Origin of the sequence: Duganella guangzhouensis, assembly GCF_009674535.1 — a bacterium.
In the GTDB taxonomy this organism is placed as follows: Bacteria; Pseudomonadota; Gammaproteobacteria; order Burkholderiales; family Burkholderiaceae_D; genus Rugamonas; species Rugamonas guangzhouensis.
Window position 1 is genome coordinate 104,192 of sequence record NZ_WKJK01000004.1, and the last position, 19,290, is coordinate 123,481.

Consider the following 19,290-nt stretch of genomic DNA (forward strand, 5'->3'; position numbering starts at 1 on the left):
GTTCTGCCTTACATTTTCTTGATGCGCTTGACCATCTCGGCGCCGAAGGCGATGTACGCCTGCGCGCCCTTGGAGGTCGGATCGAAGGTGACGCCCGGCACGCCATACGACGGCGCCTCGGCCAGACGCACGTTGCGCGGGATGATGGTCTTGAACACCTTGTCGCCAAAGTGCTGCTCCAGCTGCGCCGACACCTGTTGCGACAGCGTCATGCGCGGATCGAACATCACGCGCAGCAGACCGATGATCTTCAGGTCCGGATTCAGATTGGCGTGCACCTTCTTGATGGTGTTGACCAGATCGGACAAGCCTTCCAGCGCGTAGTACTCACACTGCATCGGGATGATGACGCCGTGCGCGGCGCACAGGCCGTTCAGCGTCAGCATCGACAGCGCCGGCGGGCAATCGATCAGGATGAAGTCGTATTCCTTGTCCACGGCGGCCAGCGCTTCCTTCAGGCGGCGTTCGCGGTTGTCCAGCTCCACCATCTCCACTTCGGCGCCGGCCAGTTCGCGGTTGGACGGCAGCACGTCGAAGTGACCCGGCTCGGAACGCTGACGCGCGGTCGCCACGTCGGACGTGCCCAGCATCACCTCATAGGTCGATGCCGCCAGCCCTGCCTTGTTGATGCCCGCGCCCATGGTGGCGTTGCCTTGCGGGTCCAGGTCGACCAGCAGCACGCGCTGGTCCAGTTTTGCCAGACCGGCGGCGAGGTTCACGGTGGTGGTGGTTTTACCTACGCCGCCCTTTTGATTTGCTACGCAAAAAATTTTTGCCATGTATTTCTTATCTGTGTTGATGCTTTTGATTTATACGGTATAAACGATATAAACGATTTATACTGTTTATACGGTATAAAACATTTATATCGTATAAATCGTTTATACAGTTTCTGCTTTAATGAAAACCAGATGACGTTCCGCTTCCAGCCCCGGCACCGCCAAAGGCTGTAATTTCGTCTCTTGCCATGGGGCTGGCAGCCGCTCGCGCTCCTCTGCCGGCGCCGTGCCTTTCAGGGCGATGAATTGCCCGCCCTCCGCCAGCAGGTGTCCGGACCAGTTGACGAAGTCGGACAGGTCCGCGAAAGCGCGCGAGGTGATGACGTCGAATTTCGTCTTCACTTCCAGTTCCTGCACCTTCTTGGTGTACACCGTTACATTGGCCAGTTCCAGCTCCGCCTTCACCTGGTTGAGGAAGGCGGTTTTCTTGTGCACCGTGTCGATCATCGACACTTTCATGTCCGGACGGCTGATGGCCAGCACCATGCCCGGCAATCCGCCCCCTGCTCCCACGTCCAGCACGTTGTGCGCGTCCTTGAAGGCCGCCACCGCCGCCAGCGAATCCAGCAGGTGCAGCTTCACCATTTCCATCGGATCACGCACCGAGGTCAGGTTGTACACCGCATTCCATTTGTTCAGCAGGGCCAGGTAGTCCAGCAGTTTTTCTACCTGCGCCTCGCTCAGCTCCAGTTGCAGCTGGGTGATGCCATTCTTCAAAACATCCGCGACTGCGTTGCGGTTAAACACCTTCATGCTGCCTCATCTTTCTGAACGAAACCACCGAAACCGGCTTTCTTCAGATGCACCAGCAGCAGCGAAATCGCGGCCGGCGTCACACCCGAAATGCGCGATGCCTGGCCCAGCGTTTCCGGGCGCTGCGCGTGCAACTTCTGACGCACTTCCACCGACAGCGCGGTGATGTCCAGGTAGTTGTAGTTCTCCGGCAGCTTGAGGTTTTCGTAGTGTTCGTGGCGTTCCACTTCACGCGTCTGACGGTCGATATAGCCCGAATATTTGAGCTGGATTTCGATCTGTTCTTTCACCGCTTCATCGGTTTCGCCAGGACCGGCCAGCTCGCGGCCGTCCGCGCCTTTCAGCGTCATCAGCTTGTCGTAGACCACGCCTGGACGGCGCAGCAAATCGGCCAGCGAGTACTCGCGCTCGATGGCCTGGCCGATCACACGTTCCGATTCGGCCGCTTCCAGAATGCGCGGATTTACCCACGTGGAACGCAGGCGCTCCAGCTCTTTCGCCACCGCTTCACGCTTGCGGTCGAAGGATTCCCACTGCGCGTCGCCGACCACGCCCAGCTTGCGGCCGATCTCGGTCAGGCGCATGTCGGCGTTGTCTTCACGCAGGCTCAGGCGGTACTCGGCGCGGCTGGTGAACATGCGGTACGGCTCCATCACGCCTTGCGTGACGAGGTCATCCACCATCACGCCCAGATAGGCTTCCGAGCGGCCCGGAGTCCAGGCTTCGCGGCCCTGGGTTTGCAGCGCGGCGTTGACGCCGGCCAGCAAGCCCTGCGCGGCGGCTTCTTCGTAACCGGTGGTGCCGTTGATCTGGCCAGCAAAGAACAGGCCGTTGATGGTCTTGGTTTCCAGCGACGCTTTCAGGCCGCGCGGGTCGAAATAGTCATACTCGATGGCATAGCCAGGACGCAGGATGTGGGCGTTTTCCAGACCCTTCATCGAACGCACCAGCTCGATCTGCACATCGAATGGCAGGCTGGTGGAGATACCGTTTGGATAGAACTCGTGCGTGGTCAGGCCTTCCGGTTCGAGGAAAATCTGGTGCGATTCCTTGGACGAGAAACGGTGAATCTTGTCCTCGATCGACGGGCAGTAACGCGGGCCGACGCCTTCGATCACGCCGGTGTACATCGGGCTGCGGTCCAGGCCACCACGAATGATGTCGTGGGTTTTCTGGTTGGTGTGGGTAACCCAGCACGGCATTTGCTGCGGGTGCATGGCGGTGTTGCCCATCACCGAGAACACTGGCACCGGATCGAGGTCGCCCGGCTGCTCGGTCATCTGCGAGAAATCAATGCTGCGGCCGTCGATGCGCGGCGGCGTGCCGGTCTTCAGACGGCCTTGCGGCAGCTTCAGTTCTTTCAGGCGCGCCGACAGCGAGACGGCTGGCGGATCACCGGCACGGCCGCCCGAGTAGTTGTTCAGGCCAACGTGGATCTTCCCGTCGAGGAAAGTGCCTGCGGTCAGCACCACGGCCGGTGCCAGGAACTTCAGGCCGATCTGGGTGACGGCGCCGACCACGCGGTCGCCCTCCACCATCAGGTCGTCAACCGCCTGCTGGAACAGCCACAGGTTGGGCTGGTTTTCCAGGCGCGAGCGGATAGCGGCTTTGTACAGAATACGGTCGGCCTGGGCACGGGTGGCGCGCACGGCTGGGCCTTTGGAGGAATTCAGAATGCGGAACTGAATGCCGGATTCGTCGGTGGCGATCGCCATGGCGCCGCCAAGCGCATCGACTTCCTTGACCAGATGGCCTTTGCCGATACCGCCGATGGATGGGTTGCACGACATCTGGCCCAGCGTCTCAATGTTGTGGGTGAGCAGCAAAGTCTTCTGGCCCATACGGGCGGAAGCGAGGGCAGCCTCGGTACCGGCGTGACCACCGCCGACAACGATGACGTCGAATTTCGTAGGGAATAGCATGGTGGAAAATTTAAAGCGAAGGGGATCAAGTACAAATTATAGAGTTTTTTTGGTGCTGCGACTTTTTTAAGCAAAAATATAGTTATTCTGTTCCACGTGAAACAATGAAAAAAGGACACCTCAGTGCCCTTTTTTCATTGTTTCACGTGGAACAGTGTCACCACCGCAACCATGCATCGTAGCCAGTTTTGAGGATCAGCACCGAGACCACCACCAGGAACAGTTTGCGCACGAAGCCGCTACCGTGCTTCATCGCCATGCGGGAACCGATCAGCGAGCCGGCGATCTGGCACACCGCCATGGTCAGGCCCAGCTGCCAGATCAGGTGGCCGCTGTAGCCGAACCACAGCAGGCCGGCAAAGTTACACGCAACGTTGACGATCTTGGCCACGGCCGATGCGCCCAGGAAGTCGAAGCCGAAAACGCGCACAAACAGAAACACCAGGAAGCTGCCGGTGCCGGGACCGAAGAAGCCGTCGTAGAAACCGATGGCGGCGCCGACCACCAGCGCCAGCGACTGCTCCTTGGCACCGGAGTGGATGGGTGCGTGCACGCTGCCGAAGTCTTTCTTGGCGAAGGTGTAGATCGCCACCAGTAGCAACACGATCGGCAGCGCGAGGCGCATGAAGTCGGCCGATACGTGGGTGACAGTGTAGGCGCCGAGGAAGGCGAAAATCAGGGCCGCCATTGCCGCCGGCGTCGCCACCGACCAGGCGATCGCGACCCGGCGCGCGTAGCTGACCGCAGCCACGCTGGTGCCAAAGATGCTGGCCAGTTTGTTGGTGCCGATCAAGGTGGCCGGCGCCATGTTGGGAAATACCGTGAACATGGTCGGCAGCTGGATCAACCCTCCTCCGCCTACCACCGCATCCACCAGACCCGCGCCAAAGGCGGCGATACCCAACACCATAAAATCAACCATGACCGCGACTTCCCTAACGTGCAAAGGCTCCATTGTACGGAAGAAATCTGCACGTGCTTATGCGCATGCTGCATGGCTTGGGGTAAGCTAGTCGCAGAAATCCCCTACTGATCGGACGCCGTCATGACAGATTTCCCTGCCTTTGCTTTCAGCACCGTGGCCCATATCGTCGCCGAGTTGGGCGCGGCCGCACGGCTCGGCGAGCACATCGTCCAGCGCTTTCCCGAGGCCCGGCGCGCGCTACTGGTGACCGATCCCGGCTTCCTGAACACCGGCCTGGCGGGGGCGCCGGCAGCGAGTCTGCGCGCGACCGGACTGGCTGTGGAAACCTATTCACAGGTGGTGGCGGATCCGCCCGAGGCGGTAGTGTTGCAGGCGGTGGAGGCGGCACGGACGTTCGGGGCCGACATCGTGATCGGCCTCGGCGGCGGCAGTTCGATGGATGTGGCCAAGCTGATCGCCGTGCTGGCGGCCAGCGATCAGCCCCTGAGCGCGATCTACGGCATCGGCAATGTGAAGGGTGCGCGACTGCCGCTGGTGCAGATTCCGACCACCGCTGGCACCGGTTCAGAGGTCACCAACATCGCGATTGTCACCACCGGCGCTACCACAAAGATGGGCGTGGTGGCACCGCAACTCTATGCCGATCTGGCATTGCTGGACGCGGAACTGACGCTGGGCCTGCCGCCAGCGGTCACCGCCGCCACCGGCATCGACGCCATGGTGCACGCGATCGAAGCCTATACCAGCAAGCATAAAAAGAATCCGTTGTCGGACATGCTGGCGCGCAAAGCGCTGCAGTTGTTGTCGACCAATTTGATTACGGTGTGCGAGAACGGCAAGAATCTGGGAGCGCGCCAGGCCATGCTGCTGGGGGCGATGCTGGCCGGACAGGCGTTTGCCAATGCGCCGGTGGCGGCGGTGCATGCGCTGGCTTATCCGATTGGCGGAGTGTTTCACGTGCCACATGGGCTGTCGAATTCGTTGGTGCTGCCGCATGTGCTGCGCTTCAATGCACCGGCGGCGGCGGGCTTGTATGCCGAGCTGGCGGAGATTGTCGTGCCGGCGGCCAGCGGTTCGGTCGAGGCGCGGGCCGAGGCGCTTGCTGTTGCTATGCAGCAAATTGCGATCGTTACCGGGATTGAGCGCACGCTGCAGCAGGTCGGCATCACCGAGGCGGATCTGGATAGGCTGGCGGATGACGCCATGCTGCAGACCCGGCTGCTCGGCAACAATCCCCGCGTCGTCACCCGCGACGATGCGCGGGCGATCTACACAGCCGCCCTGTAGCGTCAGTCGGGCACCGCCACCGTGGTGCCACTGACGGTAATCGTGTCGGACGAGGCCGGGGACGTAACAAACGCCGGCACGTTAGCGGCCGTGATGGCGGTGGAGTTGTCCGCCCTCGTTACCGTCCGCACCACCTGCGACGGCGGCAGCGCCGCCGAACTGCGCAGATTGGCCAGCATCGCATCCAGCGCGCGGAACAGGTACACATGCAGCGGCACGATATTGGCTGGCAGTGCATTCGCGAAGGAATCGAAGTGGTTGGCGTTGGTCACCTCGATGTAGCGCAACTTGCTGGCACTGCCCTCCGCCGCCGCGTTCAACCCCACGTACGAGCGCGAAGCAAAGTTCACCGGGATCAGCGTATCGCTGCGGCCGTGGACGATGATGGCCGGCTTGCCGTGCAAATTGCCAGTCGCCGCCACCTCCGTCATGCCAGCTTTCACGCGCGCGCTTTGCGCCGCCAGCGTGCCGGTCAGTGCCGCGCCGGTGACCGGATCAACGCCGGTCGCCAGCGAGCGCAGGCACAGGAATGCATCCAGCGATTGGTCAGCCAGCCCAGTGCTGGGCGACACGCCGAGGTTGTAAGCCTTGGCCCCACCCACCGCATCCTCGTACACCACGCTGCCGATAATGCCGTTTTGCGTCGCAAAGCTGATCGCTTTCTGCGCGGCGCTGAAGGCCACCGGCGCGCCGCTGGCGTCGGTCGGCGCGAAGCTCAGGCCACAGATTTTGTCGGTCACGGCGAACTTGCCGTAAGCGTAGGCATAGGTAACCGCCACCAGCACATTGGTGCCCGCGTGCGCGGCCTGCAGCACATCGGAATCGGCCAGCCAGCCGTAGGCGTGCAGACGCGCCTTGGCGTCGGCCTGCTGCGCGGCCAGATCACCGCCGCTCAGCAATCCTTTGGCCACCAGCGCCGTGCAACGTCCCGGCGCGGCCGAGGTTGAAGCGATGCATGGCTGGTAGAGCGCGGCAAAGGTGGAGTAATCAAACAGCGGCTTGCCCTGCCCCGTCACCGCCGCCGCGCCCTGCCTGACCGTGTAGCCGCTGGCCGTTTTAGGCTGAATCTGCGGCTCGCTCGCCGCCACGCCGGAGATCAGACCTTCGCTGTCCTGCTCCGCCGCCAGCAAGGCCGAGCCGGCACCGTTGGAAATGCTGGAAGCGATCGTGATCGTATTCTTGGGCATGAACGTCACCAGGTGGCTCTTGTTATCGCGTGCCAGCGCGCCGTACTTTTCGTTCAGTACGTAGTAGGCAAACGCCACCGAGCGCAGCGTCATCTTGCCCCAGTCCTGTTCCGGATTCTGCTGCGAATGGGCGTGCTTGAACGCGACGCGGCCCGGATAGGCGGCAGCAAACGCGGCGCGCTCGGCATCGCTCAGCGCCGGCGCGAAGTTGGCGTTCTTGCCGGCCGCAGCGCGCGACGAACGCGCGCCGTTTTGCAGATTCACGCTGTCATCGTCAAAGGCATACAAGCCGGTGCCGCTGCCCTTGTCGTTGTAGGCCACGGCGCAATTGTTCTTCAGCCCCCACTCACCGGCGCTGCCGATGGCACCGTAAATGCCGCGCGAGCCACTGGAGGTGCCGGTGACGATGCAGGGATTTTTCACGTCAAACCCGGCCGGCACCTGCACCATCAACGTCACGTTCTGGCTGCCGCTGCCATCGTCGGCATAGGCAATGTATTCGGTGCCAGCGACCTTGCCTTCACCGGTGCCGGCCACGCCCTTGGCGTCCACATTCGGCCCGTACAGCGTGCCGTAGCCGCTGTTGGCGGCGATATCCAGCACGGCGCGGTAATTGGCGTAGATGGCGTTGCGGCGCAGCTCGGCGGCGGTGGGATTGCTGGCATCGGCATAGGCCGGGGCGGCGGCCGCCAATCCGGTCTTGCCCAGGCCGGCGGTCAGCAAATCGTCGCTGACGCCGTCGTAGGAGGTACTGCTGATGGTGCCGAGATAACTCGGCCGGATATTCAAGTTCTCTGCTTCGTCATGCCGGTGGTGCGAGCCACAGGCGGCGAATGCGCAGCTGGCCAGCACCAGCACAACGGTTTTGATTTGCATAGCGTCCTCACACTGGTTTCCTCTTTCCGGCCAGGGCAATGAACTCGCCGATGATTCCGCGCCGGAACAACAGCACACAAATAATGAAGATCAGGCCAACCACCATGTTGACCGCTTCGCCTATGGTGTTAAACCACTCGATGCCGGTGAGCTGGGCCAGCAGCGTGCCCCAGTCGCCCAGCTTGTTTTCAAGCGCGATGATGATGATCGCCCCCAGCATTGGCCCGGCCAGCGTGCCCATGCCGCCGACCAAAGTCATCAGGATAACCAGCCCGGACATGGTCCAATGGACATCGGTCAAGGTTTCAAAGCCCAGCACCAAAGTTTTGGTGGCGCCGGCCAGACCGGCAATCGCAGCCGACAACACGAAGGCCAGCAGCTTGTACTTGTCGACGTCGTAGCCCAGCGAAATGGCGCGCGGCTCGTTTTCCTTGATCGCCTTCAGCACCTGCCCGAACGGCGAATGGACGGTGCGCACGATCAGCGCGAACGCCAGCACGCAAATGCCCAGCACCACAAAGTACAAAGTGGTGTCGTTGGCCAAGTCGACCGTGCCCAGCAGCTTTCCACGTGGAACGCCCTGCAAGCCATCTTCACCACCGGTGAACTCCCCTGCACGCAACGCGCCGAAATACACCATCTGGGCCAGCGCCAGCGTGATCATCGAAAAGTAAATGCCCTGGCGGCGGATCGCCAGCGCGCCCATCACCAGCCCGACCAGCGCCGCGCCGGCCACGCCGGCCAGCAGTCCGAGTTCGGTCGGCAGTCCCCACACCTTGAGCGCGTTACCGGCCACGTAGCCAGCCACACCAAAAAACGCCGCATGGCCGAACGACAGCAGACCGGTAAACCCGATCAGCAAGTTGAAGGCACAGGCAAACAAGGCAAAGCACAGCAGCTTGGACAGGAACACCGGGTAGCCAACAAACGGTGCCGCTAAAGCGATCGCCAGCGCGATCAGATAGCCGATTTTCTTGTTCATTATTTTTCCTTGCCGAACAGACCAGCGGGCCGCAGCAACAGCACCACCACCATCACCAGAAACACCACGGTGGACGAAAACTCCGGGTAAAACACCTTGGTCAGCCCCTCGATGACGCCCAACCCCAGCCCGGTCAGGATCGAGCCCAGGATCGACCCCATGCCACCGATCACCACAACGGCGAATACGACGATAATCAGGTTCTGACCCATCAGGGGCTGCACCTGGATGATTGGGGCCGCCAAAACGCCTGCAAAGCCCGCCAAAGCGACGCCGAAGCCGTAGGTCAAGGTCACCATCAGCGGCACGTTGATGCCGAAGGCTTCCACCAGCTTTGGATTCTCGGTACCGGCGCGCAGATAAGCGCCGAGTTTGGTCTTCTCGATCACGAACCAGGTCGACAGGCACACCGCCAACGAAGCCAGCACCACCCAGGCGCGGTAATTCGGCATCACCATGAAGCCAAGGTCAGTGGCGCCGGCCAACGCTTCCGGCACCTGGAACGGCTGGCCGGAGACGCCGTAGAACGAGCGGAACACGCCTTCCACCAGCAGCGTGATGCCAAACGTCAGCAGCAGCCCGTACAGATGGTCCAACTTGTACAAATGGCGCAGCATGGTCTTTTCGATGATGATGCCGAACACCCCCACCACCAGCGGCGCCAGGATCAACACCAGCCAGTAGTTCAGCCCGAAGTATTCGATGCCCATCCACGCCAGGAAGGCGCCCATCATGTACAACGCGCCGTGGGAAAAGTTAATCACATTGAGCAGGCCAAAGATCACCGCCAGGCCGAGCGACAGCATCGCGTAGAACGAGCCGTTGACCAGACCCAGCAGCAGCTGACTCATAATCATGGGCAAGGGATAGCCGAAGATTTCCATGGGAATCCTCAAGTTAAAGCTCCCGACCGAGGGTGGGCGGGAGCGGTGGACAACTCAGATTATTTCCACAGGCTGCACTTGGTTTCCGCCTTGGTGGCGTAGGCCTGATCGCCCGGTATGGTGGCCACCACCTTGTAGTAGTCCCACGGGTATTTCGATTCCGACGGCTTCTTCACTTCCATCAGATACATATCGTGCACAAAGCGGCCGTCCGGACGAATCACGCCGTTCTTGGCGAACATATCGTTGATCTTGTTCGCTTTCAGATAGGCGATCACCTTGTCCGAATCGTCAGTACTGACCGCCTTCACCGCTTTCAGATAATTGCTGGCGGCCGAGTAATCGGCGGCCTGCAGCATCGATGGTTCCTTCTTCATTTTCTCGAAGTAACGCTTGGACCAGGCGCGGGTTTCCGGATTGGCGTCCCAGTACCAGCCGTCGGTGAGATACATGCCCTGAGTCAGGTTCAAGCCCAGCGAGTGCACGTCGTTGATGAAGATCAGTAGACCGGCCAGCTTCATCTTCTTGGCGATGCCAAACTCGTTGGCGGCCTTGATTGAATTGATCGCATCGCCGCCGGCATTCGCCAGGCCCAGGATCTGCGCGCCCGACGATTGCGCCTGCAACAGGAAAGACGAAAAGTCCGACGCCGACAGCGGATGCTTGACCGCGCCCAGCACCTTGCCGCCAGCCGCCTTCACCACCTCCGAAGTATCCTTTTCCAGCGACTGACCGAACGCATAATCGGCGGTCAGGAAATACCAGCTCTTGCCGCCCTGCTTGACAATGGCGCCGCCGGTGCCACGCGCCAGCGCGATGGTGTCGTAGGCGTAGTGCACGGTGTAGGGCGTGCACTCCTCGTTGGTCAAACGGGCCGAGCCGGCGCCGATCGAAATGAACACTTTTTTCTTTTCCGCAGCCACCTTGGCCATCGCCAGATTGGCGCCGGAATTGGTGCCGCCGATCAGAATGTCGACGCCCTGCTGGTCAAACCATTCGCGCGCCTTGGAGGCGGCGATGTCGGCCTTGTTCTGGTGATCGGCCGAGACGAATTCGATTTTCTTGCCGTCGATGTTGCCGCCAGCATCGGCAATCGCCATCTTGATGGCCTCGGCACCGCCGGCGCCATCGATATCGGTGTACAGGCCAGACATGTCGGTGATGAAACCAATCTTGACTGTGTTGCCGGAAATCTGAGCCTGCGCCGACAACGAGGCGCAAGCGGCTACTGCGAGGGTGATGGCTTTGATTTTCATTTTTCGTCTCCCTACCAAGGTTTAAACACCCAATAGCTCGGTCAACACCGGCATCTTGGCGCTCAACTCCGATGCAACAAAGGTCTCCACAATTTGCCCGTGTTCCATCACATAAAAACGGTCGGCCAGCGGCGCGGCAAACCGGAAATTCTGTTCCACCATGACGATGGTGTAGCCCTTGGATTTGAGCGTGGTAATCATGCGCGCCAGCCCCTGCACGATGACCGGCGCCAACCCCTCGGAGATTTCATCCAGCAGCAGCAGGCGCGCGCCGGTGCGCAGAATGCGCGCCACCGCCAGCATCTGCTGCTCGCCACCCGACAGCCGCGTGCCCTGGCTGTTGCGGCGCTCCTGCAGGTTGGGAAACATGGCATAGATTTCCGCCACCGACATGCCCTTGTCGACGCCGTTCAGATGCGGCGGCAGCATCAAGTTTTCCTCCGTCGACAGCGAGGAAAAAATGCCGCGCTCCTCGGGGCAATAGCCAATACCGAGGTGAGCGATTTTATGCGTCTGCAGCCCGATCGCCTCGGTGCCGTTGACCTTGATCGAGCCCTTGCGCGCGCCGGTCAGGCCCATGATGGCGCGCAGCGTGGTGGTGCGGCCGGCGCCGTTGCGGCCCAGCAGCGTCACCACCTCGCCCGGCCGCACCGTCATGTTGACGTTGTGCAGAATGTGCGATTCGCCGTACCAGGCTTGCAAATTGCTGATTTCCAGTGCGGCCGTCATCAGTGCGCTCCTTCCAGCACTTTGGCTTCCGTGCCCATGTACGCTTCCATCACTTGCGGATTGGTCGACACCTCGGCGTAGCTGCCCTCCGCCAACATGGCGCCACGCTGCAACACCGAGATTTTGTCGCAGATGCCGGACACCACTTTCATGTTGTGCTCGACCATCAATATGGTGCGGCCGGCCGAGACTTTTTTGATCAGCTCGGTTACACGGTGAACATCCTCGTGACCCATGCCCTGGGTCGGCTCATCCAGCAGCATCAGCTCCGGCTCCATCGCCAGCGTGGTGGCGATTTCCAGCGCGCGCTTGCGGCCGTAAGGCATATCGACAGTGATGGTGTCGGCAAATTCAGTCAGGTCGACCTCGGCTAACAGCTGCATCGCACGTTCGTTGAGACGGTCCAAAGCGCGCTCGCTCTGCCAGAAAAAAAAACTGGTGCCGAGCTGGCGCTGCAAGCCTATGCGCACATTTTGCAACACCGTCAGGTGCGGAAACACGGCGGAAATCTGGAAGGAACGGATCACGCCCATGCGGGCGATCTGAGCTGGCCTGGCGGCGGTGATGTCGTTACCGTTGAACAGGATCTGACCGGAGGTGGGTACCAGGAACTTGGTCAGCAAATTGAAACATGTGGTTTTACCCGCCCCGTTGGGACCGATCAGCGCATGGATATGGCCACGCTGTACTTTGAGATTCACATCATTGACCGCAGTGAAGCCTTTGAATTCCTTGGTCAAGTGCTTTGTTTCCAAGATAACGTCGGACATCCTGTCTCCCTGTTATTCTTTTCAAAGTACTAAAATTTTCTAGATCATACACAGTAACAAATTAGCTAACAATACAGTAGAAATACGACGATTTTTTGATCTACATTCAAGTGGCGCGGATTAGTTCAGCCGCCTTTTCCGCGATCATGATCGTAGGAGAATTGGTGTTGCCGGAAGTGATAAAGGGCATGACGGACGCATCCACCACCCGCAAACCAGCTATGCCGCGCACCCGCAACGTGCTATCCACCACCGCCGTCGGATCGTCGGCGCGTCCCATTTTGCAGGTGCCGACCGGATGGAAAATTGTGGTGCCGATCGCACTAGCGGCCTGCGCCAGTTCCTCTTCGGTTCGATAGTGACTGCCGGGTTTGTACTCCTCCGGCGCATACTTTTGCAGCGCCGGCGCGGCCACAATGTTGCGTGTCAGCGTCAGCGCTTCAGCCGCCACTTTGCGGTCTTCCGCCGTGCTCAGATACATCGGCGCGATTTGCGGCGGTGCATACGGATCGGCGCTGGCGATGCGCACCTGGCCGCGTGACGTCGGCCGCAAGTTGCAAACGCTGGCGGTGAACGCAGGGAAAGTGTGCAAAGGATCGCCGAATTTCTCCAGCGACAGCGGCTGCACATGGTATTGCAGATTCGGCGTGCGTTCGCTGGCGCTGGAACGCGCAAACAACCCCAGCTGCGACGGCGCCATCGACATCGGCCCGCTCTGAAATAACGCATACTCCAGGCCGATGCGCAGCTTGCCGAACCAATTGCCGGCCAGCGTGTTCAGCGTACGGGCGTTGCCGCGGACTTTGTACACCATGCGCAGCTGCAAATGATCCTGCAGATTTTCACCGACGCCGGGCAGGTCGACCAGCGGCTGTATGCCGAGCTCGCGCAATCGCGCCGCCGGACCGATACCCGAGCATTGCAAAATCTGCGGACTGCCAACGGCGCCTGCCGCCAGCAAGGTTTCCTTGTGCGCGTGCGCGCTGTAGCGAGTGCCGCCGCCGGTAAAAATCACGCCCTTGCACACGCCCGCTTCGATCAGCAAACGTTCCACGTGACACCCGGTCATGATGGTCAAATTCGGCCGGCGCGACACTGGCTTGAGAAAGGCTTTGGCCGTGTTCCAGCGGATGCCGCGTTTCTGATTCACCTCGAAATAACTGCTGCCGGCGTTGTCGCCGCGGTTGAAATCGTCGACCTTGGCGATGCCAACCTGCTCCGCCGCGTCACGAAACGCATCCAGTATCTGCCAGGACAAACGCTGTTTTTCCACCCGCCACAAACCGCCGGCGCCGTGGAATTCCGACGTACCGCCGTGATAATCCTCGCTCTTTTTAAACAGCGGCAACACAGACTCCCAGCGCCAGCTATCGTCACCGGTGAGGGCGGCCCAGCGATCGTAATCACCGGCCTGGCCGCGCATGTAAATCATGCCATTGATGGAAGAACTGCCACCCAGTACTTTGCCGCGCGGGTACAACAGACTGCGGCCGCCGAGGCCGGGATCGGCTTCGGTGCGGAATTTCCAGTCCGTGCGGGGATTATCGATGCAATGCAAATAGCCGACCGGGATATGTATCCACAGATAATCGTCGCGGCCGCCGGCTTCGATCAGCAGCACTTCCGCATTCGGGTCGGCACTGAGCCGGTTGGCCAATACGCAGCCTGCCGAGCCTGCGCCTATGATGATGTAATCGTAGCTGCCTGCTGATTCCAAACGGCCTCCTCCAAGTTCTACGTCGCGCTGATCTCCGTCAGCAAAGTCTCCACCAGTTTCGCCGCCGCCATCGGCCGCGCGCGGGCCACGCCAACGCCACACCATAAAGACATCAGTTCAGTCTCGTCACGCTTGGCGGCTTCGGAACGGATAAGCGAAGTTAATGCATTTTGAATAGGATATAGCGGCAATTGACGTTCGTTAGCAGCTAATGTCTGCATGAAGCGATTTTCTAGCCCGCGCGCATAACGGCCGGAAAAAGTGCGCGTCAGCCGGGTCGGATGGTCGCCGGCCGTCAACAAACGCTGTTTGTACGCCGGGTGAATGCCCGATTCATCATTGACCAGAAACGCCGTTCCCATCTGCACCGCCTGGGCGCCGGCCCGCAACGCGCGTTTGATGTCGGCGCCGTCCATGATGCCACCGGCGGCAATCACCGGAATATTCACCGCTGCCACCACCTGCGGCAACAGCTCAAAAGTCTTGAGTTGCGCATTTTCCTGGGCGCCAATGAACGTGCCGCGATGGCCGCCCGACTCGATGCCGGACGCAATCACCGCATCGGCGCCACGACTTTCCCAGGCCAGCGCTTCGTCCACATGGGTAATTGTGCCGATCACAAAAATGCCGGCCTCATGCAAACGGTCGATCTGCTCCACGCTGAGGATGCCGAAAGTAAAACTTGCCACCGCCGGCCGCAGCGCGACCAAGGTTTCAAACTGGGCGGAAAAATCTTCGCACCACTTGGCTGGCGTCGGCAATTCACTCCAGCCCAACTCGGACCAGACCGGTTTCAGCCATTCCTTGGCCTGCGCTACCTCTTCCGGCGAAGGATTCGGCGTCTGCTGAACAAAAAAATTCAGGCAAAAAGGCCGCTCGGTGAGGGCACGGATCTGCGCAGTCTGCTCGCGGATGGTCTCGGGCGACAACAAAGAACAAGCCAGCGAGCCCAGCGCGCCGGCATTCGACACCGCAGCCACCTGTGCCGGCGTGTTATTTCCTCCGGCCATAGGTCCCTGGATGATGGGATGCGGAAAAACAGACGCCAAAGTCATCAATTCCCCCATGTTTACACCTGTGGATAAGCATATGGATATCCACAGGTGCCAAATGTGAGTAAACAACCGCGTTTTGGGGACACGTTTTTTTATCCCAAAACAGTTCTTCGCTCATACAAGGTTTACGCGCCCGCTTATGCAGTCCGTAAACGCCTGATTCTAATCCAAATTGAACACTTATCCACAGAAAGGTGTCGGTGTTAACAACTATCACTATTTTTATATCTACATCTTTAGGGTAAACCATAAAACCACAGGCGGCTCATCGAAACCCGATATACTGAATTGCCAAACAAACAGCTCTAGCCGGAGTCCTTTTGTCCTCGACGTACAAAAAAACCCGGTCGCCTGCGTATTTGCGGTTTCGGCGACGTTTGCTGACCGGCCTTTTTCTGATGGCCTCGCTTGCCATTGCTGTCGTTGTCAGCCAATTTCATGCCTCCTACGTAGAACGCGAACTTGCCGTTCAAACCCAAACCGAGCATTACGTGAAAGCGATGGAAGCTCACGTGATTTACTCGATCCAGTCGGTCGACCTGTCGCTGATCGGCTTTGCCAACGCCATCAAAGTACTGCCCGCCAAACAGAGCCAGTCAGCCGGAACCATGGCCGACCTGTTGTCCTGGAAAGGTTCCAGCTTTAACAGCGATTACTGGATTACATTCGTTGACCCCAAAGGCAACGCGATCGCCACCTCCACTGGCGACAAAGTACTGGGTGCTTCCTATGCCGATCGTGACTATTTCAAGGTTCATGTTCGCAATACTTATCCCGGCAAACTCTTCATCGGCGAACCAGCAGTCGGAAAAGTCAGCAAAAAACGGCTGTTTTTTCTAAGCCGCCGTGTTGAAAGCGCCAAAGGCGAGTTCCTTGGCGTGGTGGTCGCGCCACTGAATGTCGATCGCTACATCAACGTGTTTCAAAATTCGCGTTTTGATTCAGATATTTCGATCTCGCTGGTACATGGAGGCGGCAAAGTCATCGCCCGTGTGCCCAATTCTGATCAAGCGTTTGCTCGCGACCTGAGTTCCACCGCCCTGTTCGACAATGTCCGGCGCACGTCCACCGGTACCTACAAAACCGTCAGCGTGATCGACAAGCTGAGCCGGGTTTTCAGCTATCGCGTAATCGATGGACTGCCGTTGATCATCGTGGTCGGCAGCAATGACGACGAAACGGCTCGCCTGCTGCAGCAAAATTACGTCACCGCTGGCTGCGGATTGACTGCATTGCTGTTGCTCATGTGGATCGCCGGCATATTTTCGCTGCGCACATACACCCGACAGGAAGAACGCGAAATCCGCTATCGCACGCTGTACAGCGCCAGCCGTGAAATGGAACGTCAGCTGCTGGACAACGAAGAACAGCGCAAAAAAAACGAAGAATCGATGAAACAGGCCGCGTTGCTGTTCCAGAACAGCGGCGAAGGCATGATGGTGACCGACGCCCGTGGCCAGATCCTCACCGTGAACCCGGCGTTTTCACTGCTCAGCGGCTACAAGGAAAAAGAACTGGTTGGCCACCGCGCATATGACCTGGCATCCAGCCGCAACGACAAGGAATTTTTCGACCGCATTTTCGAATGCGTCAGCAAAACCGGCTACTGGAAGGGTGAGATCTGGCAGAAAAGCAAGGATGGCGAGGAATATCTGGTCTCCATGCTGATCAACACCGTGCATGACGACGAAGGAAATCCCTTCCGCTACGTCGCTTTGCTGAGCGACATCACGCAAAAGAAAGCGTCCGAAGAACTAATCTGGCGCCAGGCTAACTTCGACGCCCTGACCGGACTGCCCAATCGGCGCATGTTCAACGAACATCTGCGGCTGGAAATGAAAAAAACCGACCGCTCGCACCTACCGATGGCGCTGATTTTTGTCGATCTGGACCACTTCAAGGAAGTCAACGATACGCTTGGCCACGATAAAGGCGATATGTTGCTTAAAGAAGTGGCAAGCCGGCTGTCCGCCAGCGTGCGCAGCACCGATATTGTCTCCCGTTTGGGTGGTGACGAATTCACCGTCATCCTCAGCGAGCTGCACAATGCCGCCGACGTGGTCCGCACCGCGCAAGACATCCTGCGCAAAATGAGCACGCCGTTCCACCTGGGCGAGCATATTGCCCATATTTCCAGCAGCATCGGCATCACGCTGTATCCGGAAGACGGCAGAGATGCTGAAACTTTAATCAAAAATGCCGATCAGGCGATGTACACGGCCAAGGAACAAGGCCGCAACCGCTTCAATTATTTCGCCCCGTTCATGCAGGAAGCCACGCACACGCGCATGACCCTGGTCAGCGAACTGCGCGAAGCCCTTCAGCGCGACCAATTGCGCGTTCTGTACCAGCCAATTATCGACCTCAGCAATGGCGCGATCGTCAAAGCGGAAGCGCTGGTGCGCTGGCAACATCCATCACGCGGATTGCTGGCCCCGGCCGAATTCATCGGCCTGGCGGAAAGCAGCGGCATGATCAAGGGCATAGGCGACTGGGTGTTCCAGCAAGCAGCGCGCGAAGTGCTGAAATTACAGGCAATCAGTTCGCCGAGTTTCCAGATCAGCGTCAATAAATCGGCCTGGCAGTTCCGCGACGATGGCAGCAACTACCAGCTGTGGCTGGATTTCCTGCGTCAGCTCAAACTCAGCCCCCGCAGCATCATCATCGAAGTGACCGAAAACCTGCTGCTGGAGTCCGACCGCATGCTGGCGCTGCAGCACGCTCACATGCAGATTGCGATTGACGATTTTGGCGCCGGCAATTGTCCGGTGTCGGTGCTGAAGCAGTTTGGAGTCGATTACCTCAAGATTGCGCCGGGTTTTGTAGCGGCCAAAGGCGATGGATTGCAAATTTCCGAAGCCATTATCGCCATGGCGCACAAACTGGGCATCCAAGTCGTCGCCGAAGGGATAGAAACTCAGCAGCAATTGGCGGCCATGACCGCCGCCGGATGCGATTTTGGGCAGGGATACCTGCTTTCCAAGCCCATTTCAGGCGAAGAATTGGAAAAACAACTACAAAAACAGTATGCCCCTGTGGGTAAGTGACTGGATATCCACAGGATGAGTTGTGATCAAGCACTACCTTTGACCACAGGCCGATATTTTATCCAGAATTTGTTCCCGAGCTGATACAGCGTTTATGCAGCACGTTGTTTACGCCGTAAACAAATGATTTGTAAACGTATACACGAGTTATCCACAGCAAATTACACGTTTACTACTACCACTATGTTTATATAAACCTTTTGTAAACTACTAAAACCGCGACTGCGTCGCTCGCGCCGGCGGAATAGGACGCCTATTCGTCATCAGAAAGCCATCTACACAGCAAAAAACGCCTTAAAATTCACTTTTTTTCGCTACGCGCTGTGGAAAAAGCTTCGGTTAACCACAGACTGCGAACCAAATTTGAAGGAAAAATATGCGTTTAGGCATCATCAGCGCGTTGGCTGAAGAACAGCAGGGGCTGATAGAAGCCCTTCAGAGCCCCGCCAGGCACTTTTACGGCATGCGTGAGTACACGAGCGGAAAACTGTGGGAAATCGACGCTGTGTGCGTTTTATCGCGTATAGGCAAGGTTGCCGCAGCAATGACAGCCGCCATCCTTGTGGAGAAGTTCGGAGTTACGCACATCGTCTTCACCGGCGTTGCCGGAAGCGGGGATAAAAACGTCCAGGTTGGGGATATTGTCGTGGCCGACAGCTTGATCCAGCACGACTTCGACGCCAGCCCGCTGTTTCCCAGATTTGAAATCCCGCTGACGGGGCTATCCAGCTTCGCCACCGACGTTGCATTGACAGAAAGACTGGCTGACGCTGCTGGGCAAATTACGCGCGTACATCGTGGTCTGATCGCCAGCGGCGACCAATTCATCGGCAAATTAACGCAAATTCAGGCGTTAAAAGCCGCGTTGCCCGAATTATTAGCAGTAGAAATGGAAGGCGCAGCGGTGGCGCAGGTGTGTTTCGAGTTGGGAATACCGTTTGCCGTCATCAGAACCATCTCAGACAACGCCAACGACGACGCGGCGGTGGATTTCATGCACTTCATCAAAACCGTCGCCTCGCGCTACGCTTTCGACGTGATCCGCAATTTCTGCAGACAATAAACACCCAGGGTCAATCCTCCCAATCCAACACGAGCTCGACAATTTTGTAGTTGAGTCC

At 58.9% G+C, this 19,290-nt stretch carries 15 protein-coding genes; 3 read left to right on the forward strand and 12 right to left on the reverse strand.

What is annotated here, in order from left to right; translation table 11 throughout:
- Positions 1–8: 8 nt before the first annotated feature.
- The 4 genes from GJ699_RS09150 to GJ699_RS09165 form a co-directional block, all read right to left on the reverse strand.
- The gene (locus GJ699_RS09150; RefSeq protein ID WP_154375329.1) at positions 9–779 is read right to left on the reverse strand and encodes a ParA family protein; all 771 of its coding nucleotides are present in this window, start codon (positions 777–779) and stop codon (positions 9–11) included.
- A gap of 102 nt (positions 780–881) precedes the next feature.
- Positions 882–1,532 carry a 16S rRNA (guanine(527)-N(7))-methyltransferase RsmG gene (gene rsmG / locus GJ699_RS09155; RefSeq protein WP_154375331.1) on the reverse strand — a complete coding sequence of 217 codons (651 nt, stop codon included), beginning with the start codon at positions 1,530–1,532 and terminating at the stop codon, positions 882–884.
- Complete coding sequence (mnmG, locus tag GJ699_RS09160; protein ID WP_154375333.1) at positions 1,529–3,454, reverse strand: tRNA uridine-5-carboxymethylaminomethyl(34) synthesis enzyme MnmG; 1,926 nt, start codon at positions 3,452–3,454, stop codon at positions 1,529–1,531. The genes rsmG and mnmG overlap by 4 nt, the downstream gene beginning before the upstream one ends.
- Positions 3,455–3,611: 157 nt before the next feature.
- The gene (locus GJ699_RS09165; protein ID WP_154375336.1) at positions 3,612–4,376 is read right to left on the reverse strand and encodes a sulfite exporter TauE/SafE family protein; all 765 of its coding nucleotides are present in this window, start codon (positions 4,374–4,376) and stop codon (positions 3,612–3,614) included.
- A 123-nt stretch (positions 4,377–4,499) separates the two neighbouring features.
- On the opposite strand from GJ699_RS09165, the gene GJ699_RS09170 reads away from it, so the two are divergent.
- Positions 4,500–5,666 carry an iron-containing alcohol dehydrogenase gene (locus tag GJ699_RS09170; protein WP_154375338.1) on the forward strand — a complete coding sequence of 389 codons (1,167 nt, stop codon included), beginning with the start codon at positions 4,500–4,502 and terminating at the stop codon, positions 5,664–5,666.
- A 2-nt stretch (positions 5,667–5,668) separates the two neighbouring features.
- Here the strand turns inward: GJ699_RS09170 and GJ699_RS09175 are convergent, their stop codons facing one another.
- From GJ699_RS09175 to GJ699_RS09210, 8 genes are all read right to left on the reverse strand, one after another.
- Positions 5,669–7,729 carry a 3-hydroxybutyrate oligomer hydrolase family protein gene (locus tag GJ699_RS09175; RefSeq protein WP_154375340.1) on the reverse strand — a complete coding sequence of 687 codons (2,061 nt, stop codon included), beginning with the start codon at positions 7,727–7,729 and terminating at the stop codon, positions 5,669–5,671.
- A 7-nt stretch (positions 7,730–7,736) separates the two neighbouring features.
- Complete coding sequence (locus GJ699_RS09180; RefSeq protein WP_154375342.1) at positions 7,737–8,711, reverse strand: branched-chain amino acid ABC transporter permease; 975 nt, start codon at positions 8,709–8,711, stop codon at positions 7,737–7,739.
- Positions 8,711–9,595 carry a branched-chain amino acid ABC transporter permease gene (locus GJ699_RS09185; RefSeq protein ID WP_154375344.1) on the reverse strand — a complete coding sequence of 295 codons (885 nt, stop codon included), beginning with the start codon at positions 9,593–9,595 and terminating at the stop codon, positions 8,711–8,713. Before GJ699_RS09185 ends, GJ699_RS09180 begins: the two co-directional genes overlap by 1 nt.
- Before the next feature lie 59 nt (positions 9,596–9,654).
- Positions 9,655–10,851, reverse strand: coding sequence for an ABC transporter substrate-binding protein (locus GJ699_RS09190; protein ID WP_154375346.1), 1,197 nt, complete (start codon positions 10,849–10,851; stop codon positions 9,655–9,657).
- Between the two features lie 21 nt (positions 10,852–10,872).
- Entirely contained in the window at positions 10,873–11,580 is a 708-nt protein-coding gene (locus GJ699_RS09195; protein ID WP_154375349.1) for an ABC transporter ATP-binding protein, read from the reverse strand.
- On the reverse strand, positions 11,580–12,350 hold the full coding sequence (locus tag GJ699_RS09200; RefSeq protein WP_154375351.1) for an ABC transporter ATP-binding protein: 771 nt from the start codon (positions 12,348–12,350) through the stop codon (positions 11,580–11,582). The genes GJ699_RS09195 and GJ699_RS09200 overlap by 1 nt, the downstream gene beginning before the upstream one ends.
- Positions 12,351–12,456: 106 nt before the next feature.
- Entirely contained in the window at positions 12,457–14,067 is a 1,611-nt protein-coding gene (locus tag GJ699_RS09205; protein ID WP_154375353.1) for a GMC family oxidoreductase, read from the reverse strand.
- A gap of 17 nt (positions 14,068–14,084) precedes the next feature.
- Positions 14,085–15,134 (reverse strand): NAD(P)H-dependent flavin oxidoreductase, encoded by a 1,050-nt coding sequence (locus GJ699_RS09210; RefSeq protein ID WP_229262030.1) that lies wholly within the window; start codon positions 15,132–15,134, stop codon positions 14,085–14,087.
- 365 nt (positions 15,135–15,499) lie between these two features.
- Here GJ699_RS09210 and GJ699_RS09215 point away from each other — a divergent pair, with 365 nt between their 5' ends.
- Positions 15,500–18,169, forward strand: coding sequence for a bifunctional diguanylate cyclase/phosphodiesterase (locus GJ699_RS09215; protein ID WP_229262031.1), 2,670 nt, complete (start codon positions 15,500–15,502; stop codon positions 18,167–18,169).
- Between the two features lie 376 nt (positions 18,170–18,545).
- Positions 18,546–19,232, forward strand: a complete 687-nt coding sequence (locus GJ699_RS09220; protein WP_154375355.1) for a 5'-methylthioadenosine/adenosylhomocysteine nucleosidase — start codon at positions 18,546–18,548, stop codon at positions 19,230–19,232.
- The last annotated feature ends 58 nt before the right edge of the window (positions 19,233–19,290 follow it).